2 protein-coding genes are annotated in these 1,275 nt (G+C 71.8%); one reads left to right on the top strand and one right to left on the bottom strand.

Annotated elements, in window-relative coordinates; all coding sequences use genetic code 11:
• Nucleotides 1–120: NAD(P)-binding domain-containing protein (locus AB0C29_RS49010; RefSeq protein WP_360835319.1), on the bottom strand; the 120-nt coding region annotated here is incomplete at its 3' end.
• A gap of 157 nt (nt 121–277) precedes the next feature.
• Between AB0C29_RS49010 and AB0C29_RS49015 the strand changes: the two genes are divergently transcribed.
• The gene (locus AB0C29_RS49015) at nt 278–1,102 is read left to right on the top strand and encodes an NAD(P)-dependent oxidoreductase (RefSeq protein WP_360835317.1); all 825 of its coding nucleotides are present in this window, start codon (nt 278–280) and stop codon (nt 1,100–1,102) included.
• Nucleotides 1,103–1,275: the final 173 nt, after the last annotated feature.

Raw genomic sequence — 1,275 nt, forward strand, 5'->3', positions numbered from 1 at the left:
CCGGTCGAGGCCGGCCCGGCCGCGGGAGTGGCCCGCGACGTCGTAGCCCGCCTTGACGAGATTGGCGGCCATGGGCGAGCCCATGATCCCCAGGCCGATGAAGCCGATGGCGTCTGGCATGCACGTACCCCGTCCACATATATGGATGCTTGTCGCAGTGCTGAATGCGACTCAAACTAGAGGAGGGCTGTCGACCGGTCAAGCAAGCGATATGTATGGGAACCGGATGTTAGGGTTCCGTCGCATCGACGACGGTCATGAACGTGGAGGTTCCCCGATGGCTCAGCGACTCCTCATCACCGGCGGCGCGGGAAAGGTCGCCGGGCTGCTGCGGCCCCGCCTCGCCGCCGCGGGCCGCACCCTGCGGCTGCTCGACATCGTGGAGCCGGCGCCGGTCGAGGGCAGCGGCGCCGAGGAGGTCGTCATCGCGTCGGTGGACGACCCGGAAGCCCTGGTGGCGGCGTGCGAGGGCGTGGACGCCATCGTGCACCTGGGCGGGCAGAGCAAGGAGGCCGGCGCCGAGGACGTGCTGCGGCGCAACGCGTACGGGACGTACTGCCTGCTCGAAGCGGCCCGGCGCACCGGGGTCCGGCGGGTCGTGCTGGCCTCGTCCAGCCATGCCGCCGGTTTCCACCCGCGCGACGACGACCGCTACCCCGACGGGCTGCCGGCCGACCTCCCACCCCGCCCCGACACCCTGTACGGCTGGAGCAAGGCGGCCGTGGAGTCCCTCGGCCGGCTCTACGTGGACCGCTTCGACCTCGAGGTCATCTGTGTCCGCATCGGACTGTGGTTCCCGACCCCGCCGCAGCTGCGCGGCCTGGCCCTGTGGCTCTCGCCCGACGACGGCGCCCGGCTGGTCGAGGCCTGTGTGGCGGCCGAGAGCCCCGGCTACCGGATCATCTGGGGCGTCAGCCGCAACACCCGCCGCTGGTGGTCGCTGGCCGAGGGCGAGGCGATCGGCTACTTCCCCAAGGACGACGCCGAGGTCTACGCCGAGCGGCGCATCGCCGAGTTCGGTGAGCCCGACTTCGCGCACGACCCGCTGCTGAACCGGGTCGGCTCGTGGTGGTGCGACCTGCCCCTGGGGGAGCCGATGTGACTCGTCAGCGGATGCCCTCGCGGCGCAGTGTGGCGGCGAGGGCGTTCGTGTGCGCGGTCACCGCCGCCACCACCTTGTCCAGGTGGGCGCCCTTGGCCAGGTCGGCCGGCATCGAGCAGGAGATGGCGTCGGTGGCCGGGATGCGGTAGCCGACCGCGACGGCGACGCACGCC

The organism is Actinoplanes sp. NPDC048791 (genome assembly GCF_040650095.1).
Classification (GTDB): Bacteria; Actinomycetota; Actinomycetes; order Mycobacteriales; family Micromonosporaceae; genus Actinoplanes.